This window comes from Billgrantia antri (assembly GCF_017868935.1).
GTDB classification, from domain to species: domain Bacteria; phylum Pseudomonadota; class Gammaproteobacteria; order Pseudomonadales; family Halomonadaceae; genus Halomonas; species Halomonas antri.
The window spans coordinates 208815-223599 of record NZ_CP053383.1; the positions used below are offsets into that span (position 1 = coordinate 208815).

At 62.1% G+C, this 14785-nt stretch carries 18 protein-coding genes; 13 read left to right on the plus strand and 5 right to left on the minus strand.

Annotated elements, in window-relative coordinates; all coding sequences use genetic code 11:
* The first annotated feature begins 13 nt into the window (after positions 1–13).
* From HNO53_RS00970 to HNO53_RS01000, 7 genes are all read left to right on the plus strand, one after another.
* Complete coding sequence (locus HNO53_RS00970; RefSeq protein WP_209475468.1) at positions 14–406, plus strand: SirB2 family protein; 393 nt, start codon at positions 14–16, stop codon at positions 404–406.
* A 100-nt stretch (positions 407–506) separates the two neighbouring features.
* Positions 507–830: a carboxymuconolactone decarboxylase family protein gene (locus tag HNO53_RS00975; protein ID WP_209475470.1), complete on the plus strand. Its 324-nt coding sequence runs from the start codon at positions 507–509 to the stop codon at positions 828–830.
* A 270-nt stretch (positions 831–1100) separates the two neighbouring features.
* Complete coding sequence (locus tag HNO53_RS00980) at positions 1101–1553, plus strand: c-type cytochrome (RefSeq protein WP_209475472.1); 453 nt, start codon at positions 1101–1103, stop codon at positions 1551–1553.
* A gap of 37 nt (positions 1554–1590) precedes the next feature.
* On the plus strand, positions 1591–2937 hold the full coding sequence (locus tag HNO53_RS00985) for a cbb3-type cytochrome c oxidase subunit I (protein WP_209475474.1): 1347 nt from the start codon (positions 1591–1593) through the stop codon (positions 2935–2937).
* A gap of 57 nt (positions 2938–2994) precedes the next feature.
* A complete protein-coding gene (locus HNO53_RS00990) occupies positions 2995–3810 on the plus strand; it encodes a CbbQ/NirQ/NorQ/GpvN family protein (protein WP_209475476.1) in 816 nt (271 codons plus the stop codon).
* 176 nt (positions 3811–3986) lie between these two features.
* The gene (locus HNO53_RS00995) at positions 3987–5930 is read left to right on the plus strand and encodes a nitric oxide reductase activation protein NorD (RefSeq protein ID WP_209475478.1); all 1944 of its coding nucleotides are present in this window, start codon (positions 3987–3989) and stop codon (positions 5928–5930) included.
* A 12-nt stretch (positions 5931–5942) separates the two neighbouring features.
* Positions 5943–6173: a hypothetical protein gene (locus HNO53_RS01000; RefSeq protein WP_209475480.1), complete on the plus strand. Its 231-nt coding sequence runs from the start codon at positions 5943–5945 to the stop codon at positions 6171–6173.
* 65 nt (positions 6174–6238) lie between these two features.
* Here HNO53_RS01000 and HNO53_RS01005 read toward each other — a convergent pair whose 3' ends face one another.
* Genes HNO53_RS01005 through HNO53_RS01015 form a run of 3 tightly spaced genes read right to left on the minus strand, consistent with a single transcriptional unit; the run spans position 6239 to position 7600 of the window.
* Positions 6239–6529, minus strand: coding sequence for a hypothetical protein (locus tag HNO53_RS01005; protein WP_209475481.1), 291 nt, complete (start codon positions 6527–6529; stop codon positions 6239–6241).
* Positions 6530–6588: 59 nt separating this feature from the next.
* Positions 6589–7170: a cytochrome c oxidase subunit 3 family protein gene (locus HNO53_RS01010; RefSeq protein WP_209475483.1), complete on the minus strand. Its 582-nt coding sequence runs from the start codon at positions 7168–7170 to the stop codon at positions 6589–6591.
* On the minus strand, positions 7163–7600 hold the full coding sequence (locus tag HNO53_RS01015) for a DUF4870 family protein (RefSeq protein ID WP_209475485.1): 438 nt from the start codon (positions 7598–7600) through the stop codon (positions 7163–7165). Before HNO53_RS01015 ends, HNO53_RS01010 begins: the two co-directional genes overlap by 8 nt.
* 359 nt (positions 7601–7959) lie before the next feature.
* Here HNO53_RS01015 and HNO53_RS01020 point away from each other — a divergent pair, with 359 nt between their 5' ends.
* On the plus strand, positions 7960–8469 hold the full coding sequence (locus HNO53_RS01020; protein WP_209475487.1) for an Hsp20/alpha crystallin family protein: 510 nt from the start codon (positions 7960–7962) through the stop codon (positions 8467–8469).
* Between the two features lie 49 nt (positions 8470–8518).
* On the opposite strand, the gene fnr is transcribed toward HNO53_RS01020, so the two are convergent.
* The gene (fnr, locus tag HNO53_RS01025) at positions 8519–9289 is read right to left on the minus strand and encodes a fumarate/nitrate reduction transcriptional regulator Fnr (RefSeq protein WP_209475489.1); all 771 of its coding nucleotides are present in this window, start codon (positions 9287–9289) and stop codon (positions 8519–8521) included.
* Positions 9290–10530: 1241 nt separating this feature from the next.
* Between fnr and HNO53_RS01030 the strand changes: the two genes are divergently transcribed.
* From HNO53_RS01030 to HNO53_RS01050, 5 genes are all read left to right on the plus strand, one after another.
* Positions 10531–11013, plus strand: coding sequence for a hypothetical protein (locus HNO53_RS01030; RefSeq protein ID WP_209475491.1), 483 nt, complete (start codon positions 10531–10533; stop codon positions 11011–11013).
* Positions 11014–11125: 112 nt separating this feature from the next.
* On the plus strand, positions 11126–11737 hold the full coding sequence (locus HNO53_RS01035) for a hypothetical protein (RefSeq protein WP_209475493.1): 612 nt from the start codon (positions 11126–11128) through the stop codon (positions 11735–11737).
* A 153-nt stretch (positions 11738–11890) separates the two neighbouring features.
* Positions 11891–12340: a hypothetical protein gene (locus HNO53_RS01040; RefSeq protein WP_209475494.1), complete on the plus strand. Its 450-nt coding sequence runs from the start codon at positions 11891–11893 to the stop codon at positions 12338–12340.
* A 217-nt stretch (positions 12341–12557) separates the two neighbouring features.
* Entirely contained in the window at positions 12558–12740 is a 183-nt protein-coding gene (locus HNO53_RS01045) for a type II toxin-antitoxin system HicA family toxin (protein ID WP_209475496.1), read from the plus strand.
* 36 nt (positions 12741–12776) lie between these two features.
* The gene (locus HNO53_RS01050; protein WP_209475498.1) at positions 12777–13190 is read left to right on the plus strand and encodes a type II toxin-antitoxin system HicB family antitoxin; all 414 of its coding nucleotides are present in this window, start codon (positions 12777–12779) and stop codon (positions 13188–13190) included.
* An 81-nt stretch (positions 13191–13271) separates the two neighbouring features.
* Here the strand turns inward: HNO53_RS01050 and HNO53_RS01055 are convergent, their stop codons facing one another.
* Positions 13272–14780, minus strand: coding sequence for an MFS transporter (locus tag HNO53_RS01055; protein WP_209475500.1), 1509 nt, complete (start codon positions 14778–14780; stop codon positions 13272–13274).
* Between the last annotated feature and the right edge of the window lie 5 nt (positions 14781–14785).

The window sequence follows — 14785 nt, forward strand, 5'->3', positions numbered from 1 at the left end:
CCGGAGCCAGTCGATGATCGAACACTACGCCCTGATCAAGCACCTGCACATGACCACCGCGGTGCTGAGCATTGCCTTCTTCCTCGTGCGGGCCTGGTGGTCGGTACGCGAGGTCACGCTGCTGCAGCGGCGTTGGGTCAGGGTCCTGCCTCACGTCAACGACACCCTGTTGCTGGTGCTCGGCCTTACCTTGATGACGATGCTGTCGATGTGGCCGCACCAGCACCCCTGGCTTGCCGCCAAGCTCCTGGCGTTGTTCGGCTACATCCTGCTGGGCACGGTGGCGATCAAGCGCGGGCGAACGCCGAAGACCCGCGGCTTGGCGGCCTTGGCCGCGATCATGGTATTCGCCTACATGCTGGGGACGGCCGTGACCAAGGATGCGCTGTTCTTCCTTCCTTTCTAGCGCTTGGCGCCGCGGCGTTGGCAGAGGGAGGTTTTTTCGCGTGGGCCGCTTCTATACTGAAGGCCGGCTGAACCATTCACGACAAGATGAGGAACATCGCATGGCCAATCACGAACTACCCTCTGGTGCCGGCAAGGTCGCCGACGACTATCCCGAGGTATGGCGTGCTTACGCCTCGCTGGGCAAGGCGTGCGCCGAGGCCGGTCCGCTGGACGACCGTACGCGGCGTCTGGTCAAGCTGGCGCTGGCCGTAGGCGGCGGCTCCGAGGGGGCCGTGCACTCTCATATGCGCCGCGCCCTCGACGAGGGCATCGAGCCCGAAGCGCTCAAGCAGGTGGCCATGCTGGCGATTCCCACCCTGGGGCTGCCGGCCGGCGTGGCGGCACTTACCTGGATCGAGGACATCACCGACGCCAGGCGCTAGGTAGGTGCTGCGCGTTGCCCGACTTTCCCTCCCTGTCCCTCTCGGCGGGTGCCTCGACCCGCCGTGCGACATTGGGACGCAGCCCGTCCTAGCCCGCTGTTTCCGCCGCCTGCTGCTCTCTTCACCAGCGCATTGACCAGGGTCAATGTCTGCGACCGGCCGGGGCTGCTAATCTAAAGATGCAAAATGAATGCATCTTTAAGAGGGGTGGGACGCCGACCTCGGTCGCAGGTCCCGTAGGCAAGCCAACACTAGCAAGGGGGGATGGCCATGACCGAAGGCCTCACCAAGGCGGCGGCCCGCAATATCTTCTATGGCGGTTCGCTGTTCTTCTTCCTGTTGTTCACTGCACTGACGGCACACAGCCACTGGTACATGGTGACCAAGTCCACCGACAAGGGGGGGCTCACCGAGTCCGTCGAGCTCGGCAAGCACGTGTGGGAAGAGAACATGTGCATCAACTGCCACAGCATCATGGGCGAGGGCGCCTATTTCGCTCCCGAACTGGCCAACGTCTGGGAGCGTTATGGCGGCCATACCAACCCGGAGGGGGCACGCATGGCAATCACTGCCTGGATGCGCGCCCAGCCGACTGGTGCTCCGGGACGTCGCCAGATGCCTTACTTCGACCTGACCGACGAGGAGATGACCGCGCTGATCGATTTCCTCCAGTGGACCGACTCCATCGACGACCAGAACTGGCCCCCGCACCCCGCCGGCTGATGCGGTGAATCCGGGTTGAGGCAAGGAGAACGAAACGATGAAATACGAAACCCAGAAGGTGGCCCTGCCATTCTTCGCCGTGGCCATGGCCCTGTTCGCCCTGCAGATCGTCTTCGGCCTGCTGGCGGCGACGGTCTATGTTTCCCCCCACTTCCTGGCCGAGCTGATGCCGTTCAACATCATGCGCGTCAGCCATACCAACCTGCTGATCGTGTGGCTGTTGATCGGCTTCATGGGCTGTACTTACTACCTGATGCCGGAAGAGGCCGAGCAGGAAATCCACAGCCCGGGCCTGGCCTACCTGCAGTTGGCGATCTTCGCCTTCGCCGGTGCGGCGGCCCTGGTCGGCTATCAGTTCGGCATCCACGAGGGGCGTGAATTCCTCGAGCAGCCGTTCTGGATCAAGGTGCTGATCACCATCTCGTACCTGATCTTCCTGTTCAACACCAGCATGACCCTGCTCAAGGGGCGCAAGACCGCCATCAACCTGGTGCTGATGCTGGGCCTGTGGCTGGCGGCGGTGTTCTGGCTGTTCGCCTTCTACAACCCCTCCAACCTGGCGGTGGACAAGCTCTACTGGTGGTGGGTCGTGCACCTGTGGGTCGAGGGCGTGTGGGAGCTGATCATGGCCTCGCTGCTGGGCTACCTGCTGATCAAGATGTCCGGCGTCGACCGCGAAGTCATCGAGAAGTGGCTCTACGTCATTGTCGGCCTGTCGCTGTTCTCCGGCCTGCTGGGTACCGGCCACCACTACTACTGGATCGGCGCGCCGAGCTACTGGCAGCCCATCGGCAGCATCTTCTCGACCCTTGAGGTGATCCCGTTCTTCGCCATGGTGGTGTTCGCCTTCTACATGTTCTGGAAGGGCAGCCGCAATCACCCCAACAAGGCGGCCATGCTGTGGGCACTGGGCTGTCCGACCATTGCCTTCTTCGGCGCCGGCGTGTGGGGTTTCATGCACACCCTGTCGTTCATCAACTACTACACCCACGGCACCCAGCTCACCGCCGCGCACGGCCACCTGGCCTTCTACGGCGCCTACGTGATGCTGATCCTGGGCGTGATGACCTACGCCATGCCGCAGATCCGTCGCAGCCAGCCCTACAACCAGGTGCTCAACATGTGGGGCTTCTGGATCATGACCTCCGCCATGTGCTTCATGACCTTCACCCTGACCTTCGCCGGTGTGGTACAGACCCACCTGCAGCGGGTGCTGGGCATGAACTACATGCAGGTGCAGAGCCAGCTCGACCTGTTCTTCATCATGCGCCTGGGTACCGGCGTGGCCGTGACCGTCGCCGCGATCATGCTGATCTACTCGTTCTTCGGTCCCGTGCGCGAGCAAGTGCCCGCGAGCAGCCGGCCCCTGGCCGCTACTGAGTGACCGTCACTCGATGGGGCGTGCAAGCGCCCCATCGAGCCCTTCCCCGGAGTGACGCCCATGTCCCATATCGCTACCGCTTCCGCCCAAAATTTCGAGCAGGAACTGCCCTACTACGAGCCGGTCGGCAACGAGTGCGCCCTGTTCGAGCAGGCGTATCAACAGCGCCTGCCGCTGCTGCTCAAGGGACCGACCGGCTGCGGTAAGACGCGCTTCGTCAGCCACATGGCGGCGAAACTCGGCCGGCCGCTGTTCACCGTGTCGTGCCATGACGACCTGACCGCCGCCGACCTCACCGGCCGCTACCTGCTGCAGGGCGGCGAGACCCGCTGGGTCGACGGCCCGCTGACCCGCGCCGTGCGCGAGGGCGGCATCTGCTATCTCGACGAAGTGGTCGAGGCGCGCAAGGACGTCACCGTGGTGCTGCACCCGCTGACCGACGATCGCCGCCTGCTGCCGCTGGAGCGCACCGGCGAGCTGCTCGAGGCACCCGACGATTTCATGCTGGTGGTTTCCTACAACCCCGGCTATCAACACATTCTCAAGTCGCTCAAGCCGAGCACCCGGCAGCGCTTCGTGGCGATGTCGTTCGATTTCCCGCCGCCCAAGGTGGAGTGCGAGATCGTCGCCCGCGAGAGTGGCCTGGCCTATGACCGCTGCGCCGCGCTGGTCAACCTGGCCGCCAGCCTGCGCGCCATGAAGGGGCAGGACCTGGAGGAGGGCGTCTCCACGCGCCTGCTGGTCTACTGCGCCACGCTGATCAACGCCGGCATGCCGATCCTCGATGCCGCCTGCGCCACCCTGGTCGAGCCGCTGTCGGACGACCAGGACGTTCAGCAAGGCCTGATGGAAGCCATCAGGGCGACATTTGGGTAAGCACACACTCTGCCAAGCTGGGGCGCCGAGGGCAGATCGCAGCGAAGGTCTTTTGCCATGGATGGCAAAAGTAGCGCCCAGGGACGGGTTCACAGCGCCTTCGCGGAGATCTGCCCTCGGAAAAGCTCCAGCGGTTAACTGAGCTGCAATGTCAGAGGTTCCCCGGGAGGCTGAAGATGCTGGATTTTCTTGAGGTCGAGGAGTTTGTCGGTCGCCGCTGGCACCGCTGGGCCTCCAGTGCGGCCAGCTACCCCGACCATCCCGAGGCGGCGGTACGCCTCGACTCGCTGCGCAACATGCTCAGCGTGTTCTTCCGCTGCGGCGGCGGCGAGTCCGGCGTCGAAGTGGCGGCCATCGCCCGTCGCAACTCGAGTCACCGGCTGTCGCTGCGCCAGCGACTGGGGCTGGACGAGGAGCCGCTGGACCAGGCCCGCCGCGACGAGGAGCATCTGCTGCTGCCGCCGCGCATCGGCCTGTTTCCCGAAGCCGAGCTCAACCGCGACCTCTACCTGTGGCTGACCGCGTACCTCGCCTTGGGCGAGCTGCCGGCCAGGCCCGATGACCCGCTGCAGCGTGACCTGCAGGCGCTGCGTGTTGCCCGCCGGACCACCCAGGCGGTGCTCGAACGCTTCCCGGGGCTGGCCGAACGCCATGCCCGCCTGTGCCAGGCGCTGCTCGCGGTGCGCCCGCAGCGCAAGCGCCTGCCGCCCATGGAAGCCGCGCTCGAATCGGCGCTGCTCGCCCAACTGGGCGGCCCGATGCCCCAGGCCGGCTGGCCGCTCGCCATGCACGAGGCCATCCTCGATCCTAGCCTGCCGCTGGATGTCTTCCGCGCCCCGCGCGACTATCGCCCGCCGCTGCCGGTGCCGCTGTGGGGCGATGTGGTGGCGCTGGGCACCCGTGACGGCGAACGCGAGGCCCTCGATGACGATTCCGACATCGCCGTGCGGCGCGACCAGCAGAGCGACGATGGCGGCAAGCGCAAGGCCGATCGCCGCGAGCAGGACCAGGCCGACCGCGATGACCCGCTGATGCTCAACGCTTCTGAGAAGATGCTCTCCTGGGCCGAGATGGTGAACCTCAACCGCCACGTCGAGGACGAGGAGGAGGAGACGGCCAAGGAGGCCGCCGACCAGATCGAAGAGATCGTGCTCAGCCCCAACCGCAAGCAGGCCGCCTCGCGACTCAAGCTCGACCTCGACCTGGCCCCCGACGAAGCCAGCGGCGGACGCCTGAGTGGGCGCCACACCTACCCCGAATGGCACCACCGCAAGCAGATCTACCTGCCCGACCACTGCGTGGTCCTGAGCGACGTGCAGAGCGAGGAGGGCGAGCAGTGGGAGCCCGACGAAGCCACCCGGCGGCGCATCCGCAAGGTGCGTCGCGAGTTCGAGGCGCTGCGCCCGCGGCGCGAGATCCTGCGCGGCCAGCTCGACGGCACCGAACTCGACATGGACGCGGTGATCCGCTCGCGCTGCGACCTGGCGGCCACCGGCGAATCGAGCGACCGGCTCTATCTGGCGGCGCGCCAGCAGGCCCGCGACCTGGCGGTGTCGATCCTGATCGACGTCTCGCTCTCCACCGAGGCCTGGCTCGAGGACCGGCGCGTGCTCGACGTCGAGAAGGAGGCGCTGCTGGTGCTGGGGCACGGGTTGGCCGGCTGCGGCGACGACTACGCCATCCACTGCTTCACCTCGCACCGTCGCCACAAGGTGTGGGTCAATACGCTCAAGGGCTTCGACGAGCCCATGGGCGACCGCGTGGGGCGGCGCATCGCCGCGCTCAAGCCCGGCCACTACACGCGCATGGGGCCGGCGATCCGCCACGTGACCCAGGAACTCGCCAAGCGCCCCAATCGCCACCGTCTGCTGCTGGTGCTGACCGACGGCAAGCCCAACGACACCGACTACTACGAAGGGCGCTACGGCATCGAGGACACCCGCCGCGCAGTGCTCGAGGCGCGTCAGCAGGAGGTGAGGGTGTTCGGCGTCACCGTCGACAGCGAGGGGCACCGCTACGTACCGCACCTGTTCGGCCGTGGCAGCTACGCCATCGTCAACCGGCCCGAGCACCTGTCGCTGGCGCTACCGGGCATCTATCGTCAAATCATCGGTTCCTGAGGAGGCAAGCTCATGGCAAACCCCCGTCTCGTCATCGCCGTCGCCATCGGGCTCGCCATCGGCCTTGCGGTGGTGCTGCCGATCGCCTGGCTGATCAACAACCGCGACTGGGGCGTCGGGCTGATGCTGCTCGTCCCCGTCATCGTCTACGGCATGATGCGCCTGGCCCGGGTGCTGGAAGCCTGGGCACGCAACCCGCCGCCGCTGCCGCACTCCACGACCCGCGACCGCTCCCGACACTGATCGCTAGAAAGATATCGCATCGCCCGGTCGAATGGCCGGGCGATGTCGTTTGGCGCCTCTGCGGCTCAGATCAGCCGCGGCGCTGCATAACCGGCACCGATCAGCGCCAGCGTCAGCAGCACCAGCCCGACGAAGGTACCCTTCCAGGCCGGTGTCGACGCGCGCAGGTTGAGATAGACCATCAGCAGCCGCTGGGCCTTGAACCCGGTGGCGGCGAGCACCAGCAGCGCCGACCACAGCGGCAATGGCATCCAGCTGGTCTGGTCGAGGCGCGCGGAGAACATCGCCACCAGCGTCAGTACCATCAGCATCAGCCAGGTAACGATCAGGCGGCGGGTGCCGGGGAGTGCGGTCATGGTCACCTCGGGAGAGAGCCTTCAGCGAAACAAAGAGCCTTCAGCGAAACAAAGAGCCTTCAGCGTAATAGGTAAATCAAGGGATAGAGCAGAATCCAGATCAGATCGACCATGTGCCAGAAGGCCGCCGCCGTCTCGATGTTCTCGGTCGAGGTGCGCCAGCTCACCAGCGCCAGCAGCCCCAGGCCGAACAGCACATGGGCGAAGTGGAAAGCAGTCAGGCCGTAGTAGTAGCCGAAGAACAGATGCGTCTCGGGGGTGATGCCGGCGGAGAACTTGCCCGCGTACTCCACGATCTTGATGACGCAGAACAGCGCGCCGAGTCCCATGCTTGCCGCCAGCCACCGGCGCGCTCGGCGCCGCCCACCGGCGCTGATCGCCTCCACGGCCAGCGCCACGCACAGTCCGCTGGTGAGCAGCACCAGGGTATTGAGTCCGCCCATCAGCGGATCGAGCTCACGCTGGGCGGCGTTGAAGCCGGTGACGTCGCCGACGCGGTGCCAGGCATAAAGCGCGAAGAAGGCGGTGAAGACCACCACCTCGCTGAGGATCAGCACCCACATCAGCGGGTTGCCGGGCAGGGTGGAGAGCGGCCCCCAGCCCGGGTTGGGCAAAGTACGGGTTGGGCTGGGGTCAGTCATGCAGGCTCACGCGGGCACCGCCGAGCCACAGGCTGCGCGGGGCGTCGATGGCGCGACCCGCCATCAGCCGATGAATGCCCACCCCGCAGCGCCCCACCATCCAGATCAGGCAGGCGGTAAAGAAGCCGTAGCCCAGCGCCCAGGGCGCCCACGCGGAAGCACCGACCAGTCCCAGCGCGTGCCAGGCTGCCAGGCAGAGCCCTGCGCCGACGATGCCGAGCCAGAAGGTGCGGATCTGGAACTGCAGGTGAGTGGCGACCCAGTCGGCGACATGGCGCCGGCGCAAGTGGGCCAGCAGCACGCCCACCGGCGCCGTGACCACGGCCAGCACGCTGCCGAGGAAGAGAATGTAGACCACCGCGGCGAGCTTGGTGCCGCGCTCGTCGGCCTGGGTGGCATTCGAAGGAAGGGTCGCGGAGTTTGAGGTCATGGCCACCTCCTGGCGGGTCGGCTGGCAGGCGACCGATTCGCCCGCGTTTGGCATGTCCCAATGTGCCGCACTCTGGCGAAAACATCCTTGTCGTAGATCAATTCCCGACCGTTTCACTCGGGAATAGGAGCGGTGGAGTGTCGCAGGGTAATCGGCGAGCTGAGCAGGTCAGCTTCGATTCGAGGTAGCAAATAGATATTGGTTTGTTGATGCGCATCAACTCTGGCGGGCCGTTTCCGTCCTAGCTTTCTATCGTGGCCTGCTCCTTCGGGAGGTGACCGCAGGAAGCCAGGCCGCAAGAGCTACCGACACTATTACCGCGTTCGAGGCGTCTGCGTGCCTCGAAAGGAGCGACTGCCATGGCCAAGCAAAAAGTCAGGGACATTACCCCAACCGCCGGTGATACTGCTGCACCGTCGTCCGCACGTTCCCAGGAAATGAGCCCGTTTCGCGAACTGGACCGCATGTTCGATCGCTTTCTCGAGCGAGGATGGGGGCACCCGCTGCGCTGGGACCTGCCGGTTTTCGAGCGGCTGGCCGCCGGGTCCCGTATCCCCAAGGTGGATGTCATCAATCGGGATGCAGAGGTCGTGATACGTGCCGAGCTTCCCGGTATGGCGCGTGAGGATCTGGATGTCTCGGTCACTGATAGCACCGTGACGATCAAGGGAGAGAGCCACAAGGAATCCAAGGAAGAAAGCGGCGAGTACTACCGCTGTGAAATCTCCCATGGCAGCGTGGAGCGCACGGTTGCCCTGCCTTGCGAAGTCGACGCTGAAAAGGCCGAGGCCAGATTCGATAACGGCCTGCTGGAGTTGAAGCTGCCGAAGGTCAAGGAGGTTCCTCGGCGCAGGCTCGATATCAAGTAGGCGAACAACGGCACGGGGAGCTGCGTTGCCCGCCCCGTGCCATAAACCATCAACAGCGCCTGGCATGGCGAGGGTTATCGCTGTCTTCTTTCGTCAGGCCATGCAGCGCCTGAAGGTCAAGCAGCTCGATCTCCTTTCCGGTGACCCTGAGCAGACCCTGGTCGACGAAGCGCCGAAACGTACGGCTCGTCGTCTCCGGAGCAAGCCCAAGATAATTGCCTAGGTCGAGACGGGACATGGATAGGCGGAATCGCGTTCGCGACAGGCCGCGTCGGCCGAAGCGCTGACTCAAGTTAAGCAGCATGATGGCCAGGCGCTGCTCAGCCGTTCGCCGAGACACCACTTGCAACAGCTCATGCTCGCCGAAGATCTCCTTGCTCATGACACGGAGCAGTTGATGTTGAAGCCCGGGAAGCTTGCGCGCGAGAGCCTCCAGTTGCGAAAAAGGGATCTTGCATACGCTGGTAGTCTCCAGTGCCTCGATGGTGCTGGGATGGCTCCCGGTGCCGATGGCGTCCAGCCCAATCAATTCTCCCGGCAGGTGGAAAGCGATGACCTGACTATCGCCACTGCGGCCCAGCAAGCTGCTCTTCAGGCTGCCGCTGAGCACGGCATAGATGGCGCTGAAGGGTTGGCCGGGACGGCATAGTTTCTCTCCCTTTCTCAGAGGACGGCTACGCTCGACGATACGATCCAGCTCCTCGGTGTCCTTGTGGTTCAGGGCGACCGGCAAGCAGAGCTCGCGCAGGCTGCATGCGCTGCAAGCCCTGCGAATCTCGTGAAGTCGAATCAGTTGGCTAGCGCTGCTGCCCTCCGCCATGGCAACACCTCTACCAGTTCCACTCTCTGCATTAAGCGTAATCCAGTTATGGAGCGGGGGAAGGTTGAGTGTGGGATGTCCAACGTCGGTGCTACGGCTTTTCAAACTCCTGACAAGCAATGTCATGACGGAACGGTCAGGGCATTAAGCGCCATGGGCTTAACCCTAAAGCTGGCGCTATGACGGCCGATAACTCCTTCAACCCGGCACTCCGCCAGTCCCGCCACCTTAGAGCGGACAGCAAGCAGTGCCGGGTCCGGTCATAACACTCAAACGATATAGACAGTGGTGCAATGGACGCCGTACGACAGGGAACCGTCGGCTGCCTTACGCAGGCAACCGGCAGCAGGACCGTCGGCAGGGAACGCAGTTTTACCCGCCATTTCTTTCTACCCGCCTTGCTGGCGCTGAGCTGGCCCGCTGTGCTGTGGGCGCAGGAGCCCACGCCGGACGAGACCCTGCGCCGCCAGCAGGAGCGCATGAGTCTCCGCAAGTACCTACGCATGTCGATTTCCATGTGGAAACCTGAGCGACTGCCGCGAGTGGGTTGCTGTGCATCATTAACCAGGACTAGGGGAGGCAGCTAACCGGGCATAATATTTAATTGTTACGCCTGGCTGATTGCAGGAGTGATAGGAAAATTTGAAGCTAGGAGTTAAGTGAATAACTTGCTGGATAGTAATGGCTGAGAAGTGGTTGGTGTCAAATTTTTAATAAAGTGAAGGGGTGGGAAAGATGTTTAAGAGAGTTGGAGTCATGCTCATTTTGCTCAGTGGAGTTGTAGGGTGCGTGTCGGCACCCTATGAGGGCGTGCCGGAGGGCACGCCACCAGATCAGTTTGCTAGAATTACAATGCCTTCTACGACATATAGAGAGCGTCTTCAGAACCCGGGAGCGGCGACAATCGCGTGTGTTGATGGGGAGATTATTAAAAATCAAATTGGCTTGTCATCGACAGCGCGTGAGGCGAAGGTTTCTGAGGGAATACATTACATCGGTATTTTGTTTGAAAGATATATTTATAATGTCGGAACTTACAGGGCTTACACTCCTGTGTGGGTGGATGCGAAAGGGGGAGATACGTACGTGATGCGACATGATCTTCAAGGCAGTGGAGTCCGGCTATGGCTGGAAGATCAAGCGACTGGGGAGCAAGTCGGTGGAATACCGGGATCAGAGCCCGTGCCAGGAGAGTTAGGTAAGCGTTGTATCGCAGGTGAATCGGACTAAAGGAGGGAGTCGTGAAAAGGATTATTGCTTTGCTGACGCTGTTTTTTCTTCAAGGCTGTACATCGCTAGATGTTTATAAGGCCTATGAAGGAGAGCTGTCCATGACGGAGCGTGCTTATCTACAGGGAATTGGAAGTAAGGTGTCAACAACATGCGGGTCTGGCGAGCCTATGGTTCTGTTCACTGCTATTGATGCAAGGGCAACCATACGCCCTATGACCACCTATGCCAACGGGTGTAGATATCCCTCCGAAGTTTTAATTAGGCCTGGTAGGAGAAATATTCAAGCTCTTTATAGCTATGGGAGCTCGCCTCGAAATTTGTTTTCCTGTTTTGTCGCGAAAGCTGGAAAATCCTATAAAGCAGAAGTCGTAATCCAAGGATATAGTCCGTACATGGTTGTTTTTGAGATGAGCGGTCAAGAAGGGCAGGAAAATTATATTGCTGCAGAGATGTGTCCTTTGCTTAGCCTCAATGAGGCGGCAGAGGGCTAGGCAGTGGCTAGTTGTCATAGAATTATTGTAGAGGTGTTAAATGTACAAAGGGATCGCAACACTTTTCTTGGCTTTCATGTTGGTCGGCTGTGTTAGCACGAAAACCGTACCCATGGATACCGCCAAGGTAGAGCAGACATCGCCAAGCTCGATCACGATATCTAGCCGTGAAAGGCCGAGCTTTATGGCCATGACGGCAGGGAAAGCCATGGTAGGCGGGCTGGTGGGCGCTGCTGCAATGGTGATAGCCGGGAACAACCTCGTTGAAGAGAACGAGATCGAGGATCCGGCTGGCCAAATAAGCAGTGGCTTGGCGGCGTCGCTTGCCGAGCGGCTTGGGATAGCGCAAGTCGACGAGAACGGATTCGTGACCAAGGAAACGGCAGTGGCCGGCTTGTCGAAAGACTATGCGGCTAGTGACCTGCTGGTGGATGTGGAAACCCTGGGCTGGGGTTTTACCTACTATCCTTTTGCCATGAGAACCTATGACGTGACGTATTCCGCAAGGCTCAAGGTGATCGACACGCGGTCGATGCAGGCAGTGGCCGAAGCCCATTGTAACAGGTGGCCGGAAAGAAACGATGACTCACCCAGCCATGCTGAGCTGTTGGCGAACGGTGCTGAGCGACTCAAGCAGGATCTCAGCGCGGCTGCGGATTCTTGCCTGCGAGAATTCGAGAACAAGATATTCCCACGAAATCAGCAAATGCTCAGCGAAGCCTGACCTGTTCCGGTAGCCGATGCTATACGTCGGCTACCGTTTCGGTGGCAGAATAAGCGGCGACCCAAGGCGTTGCTTTGGTTGAGTCCGGGGGAGCCCGGCTCGGTCAAGCCGTGGTGCCCTCGCTGAGAGCCTAGAACAAGGAAGTGAAACGTCATGACTGAGAAGGCAAACTACCCTTACTGGCGAGTGATCATTGGCTTCACTCTCTGTCCAGCGGCGGTGGCGCTATTGATCGTGAGTGCCATGTTCCTGTTCTCCCTTTTCACCGGGCAGGATTTTAGTGATGGCTGGGAGGTGTTTGGCGGGTTCTTCGCGATCGCTTCCATTGCCGCATTGACGGCACTCTATCTCTTTGGTGTGCCGGCTTTTTTACTATCTCTGATATACGTTTGGATAAAGCTGCGGAAGTCCTTGTGGGCTTATCTGCTCACTTTCTTCGCCGGTGGTGGTGGCGCTCAAGCATGGGCCCTGCTTCCTGTCGCCGGTACCGAGGCTGGGCTGTTTGAATTTCCGGGGGCCTTCATCCTGGGCGCCATCTCGTCGTTGATCATGGCGTTCATCGCCTTGCCAAGCCGCCTGGAAGACAGCTCCGCTAGTGGGTAGGGCATCTCGTAGTCCAAGTGTTCCTATCCTTTCCTGCCCCTAAAAAACCGGCTACCGAAGTCGCCGCCTTGGTTGGGCCTGGCAGAGCTCGCCCCCGAGCTTTCCTACGCATTACGAGACTCAGAGCACTCCTGTGGAGTTATCAGGGTTATGAATTCTTGCGCAACTGCTTGGGCGGGGTTACTATAACCCCAAAGGGCGCGGCAAGGAGCCGGGTGTGAAAAGCGCAGACTTGATAAAGGAGCTGGAAGCGGATGGTTGGACGTTGGACCGGGTCAAGGGAAGCCATCATCACTTTCGTCATCCATACAAGCCCGGCACCATCACCGTGCCTCACCCGAAGAAGGACCTGAAAAGGGGTCTGATACAGGGAATCAGGAAACAAGCCGGCCTCAAGTGAGTCCGGTAGCACCTGGCACCACACAGGAGCGACACCATGCACTACCCCATTGCGATCGAGGTTGGCGACGAGCAGCACGCTTATGGCGTGGTCGTGCCCGATTTGCCGGGCTGCTTCTCTGCTGGCGACACTTTCGACGAGGCAATCGCCAATGCCCGGGAGGCCATAGAAGGGCATCTCGAAAGCCTGTCGGAGCACGGCGATCCCATTCCCACCGCTACCGCCATCCAGCAGCATCTGGAGAATCCCGACTTCGCCGGGTGGATCTGGGCCGCGGTCGAGATCGACATGGCTCCCTACCTGGGCAAGAGTCACAAGATCAACGTCACCCTGCCCGATCTGCTGATCAAGCGTATCGACAGCACCGTGGCGAAGCACGGCGATTACAAGAGCCGTTCCGGTTTTCTGGCTCGGGCTGCACTGCATGAACTCGAGCGTCACGCCCAATAAAGCCTAGCCCTGACAACACACCACCGACAAAAAAAGCGGCGACCGAAGTCGCCGCTCTGTTTGATGCCCGAAGGCTTGGGCTCAGCCTTGCTGCGGCTTGGCCTGGGCCGCGGCCAGCTCCTGCTCCTCGATCATGCGGTCGACGGAGGAGACATAGTACTCCTCGTCGAACGCCCCTTCCGGTTCCTTCAGCCACACCAGGCAGATCAGCCAGCTGAGGAAGGCGCCGGTGGCGATGATGAAGAAGAACTGGGTCGGGGTGACGAAGGTGAAGATGGTCAGGTAGACCACTGCCCCCACGTTGCCGTAGGCGCCGGCCATGCCCGAGATCTGGCCGGTGATGCGGCGCTTGATCGAGGGAATGATGCCGAAGGTGGCGCCCTCCGCCCCTTGCACGAAGAAAGAGGTGAAGATGGTAATGGCGATGGCGATGATCAGCGGCCACTTGGCGTTGAGCAGGCCCATCAGCACGAAGCCGATGCCGATGCCGAACATGTAGCTGAGCATCACGAAGCGGCGGTTGCCCAAACGGTCGGAGACCAGGCCGCCCATGGGGCGCGCCACCAGGTTGACGAAGGCGAACGAGGAGGCGATCAAGCCGGCGGCGGCGGCGGTGAGCCCCCAGGTCTGCTCGAAGAACATCGGCAGCATCGAGACCACGGCCAGCTCGGCGCCGAAGTTGGCGAAGTAGGTACTGTTGAGCGCGGCGACGCTGTTGAAGGAGTACTTGTCGTCCTCCGGCACGCCCTTCTTCAGGATCGGCACGTTGACGCGCAGGATCTGCACGATCTGATAGAGCACTACTGCAGCGATGACCAGGTAGGCGATGGCGGCACCGGTGGTGGAGAGGTAGCCCAGGTTCTGGATGCGCCACACCAGGATGCCCAGCACGCCGACCAGCGGAATGGTCCACAGGATCAGCTTGATCATGTCGGCCCAGCTGCTGACCTCCATGGCCATCGCCTTGCGCGCCTTGCGGTGCGCCTTGGCGTCGGGGCCGTCGGTGATGGCGAACCAGTAGTACACGCCGTAGGCGGCCATGACGATGGCGCTCTGGGCGATGGCCCAGCGCCAGCCGTCGGCACCGCCGTACCAGGTGAGGGCGATGGTCGGCAGGGTCATGGCGGCGGCGGCGGAACCGAAGTTGCCCCAGCCGGCATAGAAGCCCTCGGCGAAACCGATGTGCTTGGGCTTGAACCACAGCGCGGTCATGTGGATACCCACCACGAAGCTGGCGCCCACGGAGCTGAGCACCAGGCGGGCCACCAGCAGCTGGGTCATGGAGTCGCCGAAGGCGAACACCAGGGCGGGGATCGACATGAGCACCATCAGCACCGAGAACACCCGGCGCGGGCCGAAGCGGTCGAGCGCCATGCCGACGATGATGCGCGCGGGTATGGTCAGCGCCACGTTGCAGATGGCGAACAGCTTGATGTCTTCCGGTGTCAGCCAGTCGACGCTCTTGAGCATGCTCGAGGCGAGCGGCGCCATGTTGAACCAGACATAGAAGGTGATGAAGAACGCGATCCAGGTCAGGTGCAACGCCCGGATCTCGGGGGTGCGAAACTTGAATAGGTCGGCGACTTTCATGGTCG